This window comes from Kineococcus glutinatus, assembly GCF_039542765.1.
Taxonomy (GTDB): domain Bacteria; phylum Actinomycetota; class Actinomycetes; order Actinomycetales; family Kineococcaceae; genus Kineococcus_A; species Kineococcus_A glutinatus.
On sequence record NZ_BAABIL010000360.1, the window covers coordinates 1 to 2,047 of the forward strand.

Consider the following 2,047-nt stretch of genomic DNA (forward strand, 5'->3'; position numbering starts at 1 on the left):
CGTGCTGCTGCGCGGCCGGCGCGTGCTGCGGGGCGCTCTGCCGGCTGGGCGGGATGGCGCTGCCGGTGGACCGGCCGGCGCCGACACCGGGCGCGCGCTCGTCCCGGCGCCGCTGCGGGGTGCCGGAGTCGAAGCCGGCCGCGATGACGGTGACGCGCACCTCGTCGCCGAGGGCGTCGTCGATGACGGCGCCGAAGATGATGTTGGCCTCGGCGTGCGCGGCCTCCTGCACGAGGCGGGCGGCCTCGTTGATCTCGTAGAGGCCGAGGTCGGAGCCGCCCTGGATGGACAGCAGCACGCCGTGGGCGCCGTCGATGCTGGCCTCCAGCAGCGGGGAGCTGATGGCGCTCTCGGCGGCCTGCACGGCGCGGTCGTCGCCGCGGGCGGAGCCGATGCCCATCAGGGCGCTGCCGGCGCCCTGCATGACGGACTTCACGTCGGCGAAGTCGAGGTTGATCAGGCCCGGGGTGGTGATCAGGTCGGTGATGCCCTGCACGCCCGAGAGCAGCACCTGGTCGGCGGACTTGAAGGCGTCCAGGATGCTGACCTGCTTGTCGCTGATGGACAGCAGCCGGTCGTTGGGGATGACGATGAGGGTGTCGACCTCGTCGCGCAGCTCGGCGATGCCCGACTCCGCGGAGTTGGCGCGACGGCGCCCCTCGAAGGTGAAGGGGCGGGTGACGACGCCGATCGTCAGGGCGCCCAGCGAGCGGGCGATGCGGGCCACGACGGGTGCGCCGCCGGTGCCGGTGCCGCCGCCCTCGCCGGCGGTCACGAAGACCATGTCGGCCCCCTTGAGGACCTCCTCGATCTCCTCGGCGTGGTCCTCGGCGGCCTTGCGCCCGACCTCCGGGTCGGCGCCGGCGCCCAGGCCGCGGGTGAGCTCGCGGCCGACGTCGAGCTTGACGTCGGCGTCGCTCATGAGCAGGGCCTGCGCGTCGGTGTTGACGGCGATGAACTCGACACCCTTGAGGCCGACCTCGATCATCCGGTTGACCGCGTTCACCCCGCCGCCGCCGACGCCGACGACCTTGATGACTGCCAGGTAGTTCTGCGGAGCTGCCACGTGGTGTGCCTCTCGCCTCTCTCAACTCTGATCTGACCGGTACCGCCGGGCCCCGGCGGTCGCTGCCGCCCTCCCGAAACCGGGCGGCCGGTGACGAACACTCACCCTCATGTCGAGGGTTAACGTTATGTCATCGTTTCGCTCGGAGGACCGTAGGAGTCCGGGTACACCCGGTGCAACTGCCCGTCCGGCGTGTCGGCCATGTCACACCCGGGCGGAGGCGGTATTGCGCCCGTCGTCACCCCTGGGCACACCGCGTGGTGGCGCTGCGACGCAGCGACGACCGGACGGCCTCAACCCCAGGTCGAGCCCCAGGGTCCACCCGCTCAGTCCTGCACGGCCGGGTGCTCCGGCGCGCTGACGTCGATCGTCACCGCGGCGTCGCCCTTCCCCTCGCCCTCCCCGTCGCCCCCGTCCGGGGGTGCTGCGACACCGGCGTCCAGCAGCGCGCGCAGCACCTCCGCCTTGCGCTCGGAGCGCTCGGCGCTGCCCCAGCGGACGACGCGCCCGTCCGCGAGCGTCAGCACCACCGACTCCGGCGACGCGGCCGAGATGTCCCGCACGTCGGAGCGCAGCCACGAGGGCAGCCCGCGCATCACCTGCAGCGCCGCCCGCAGGGTGGGCGCGCCGGCGGCGTCCACGTCCACGTCGATGCTGGGCACGTCCGTCGGCACCTGCGACGTGCGGGTGAGGACCGTGCCGTCGCCGTCCACCACCCGGTACCCGTCCGGGCCGTCCGGCAGCGCCGCCACGGCCTGCCGCTCCCGCACGTGCACCACGAGCGTCGACGGCCAGCGCCGCTCCACCTCCGCGCCGGCCACCAGCGGCAGCCGGGCCACCCGCTCGGCGATGCCCCCGGTGTCGACGCGGACGAGCTGGGTGCCGCGGACGCCGTCGGTGATCGCCGCGACCTCGGCCGCCGCGGTGCGCTCGGTGCCGGCCCGGGAGCCGGCCCGGGTGCGCGCCCGGGGCAGCACCGCG

Annotated in this window: 2 protein-coding genes; both read right to left on the reverse strand. The window is 74.4% G+C overall.

All coding sequences use genetic code 11. The annotated features are described in order from the left end of the window. On the reverse strand, positions 1–1,066 hold a 1,066-nt coding region (ftsZ, locus tag ABEB16_RS13525), incomplete at its 3' end, for a cell division protein FtsZ (protein WP_345712767.1). 326 nt (positions 1,067–1,392) lie between these two features. Then, positions 1,393–2,047 (reverse strand): cell division protein FtsQ/DivIB (locus ABEB16_RS13530; RefSeq protein ID WP_345712768.1); only part of this gene is annotated, 655 nt, incomplete at its 5' end.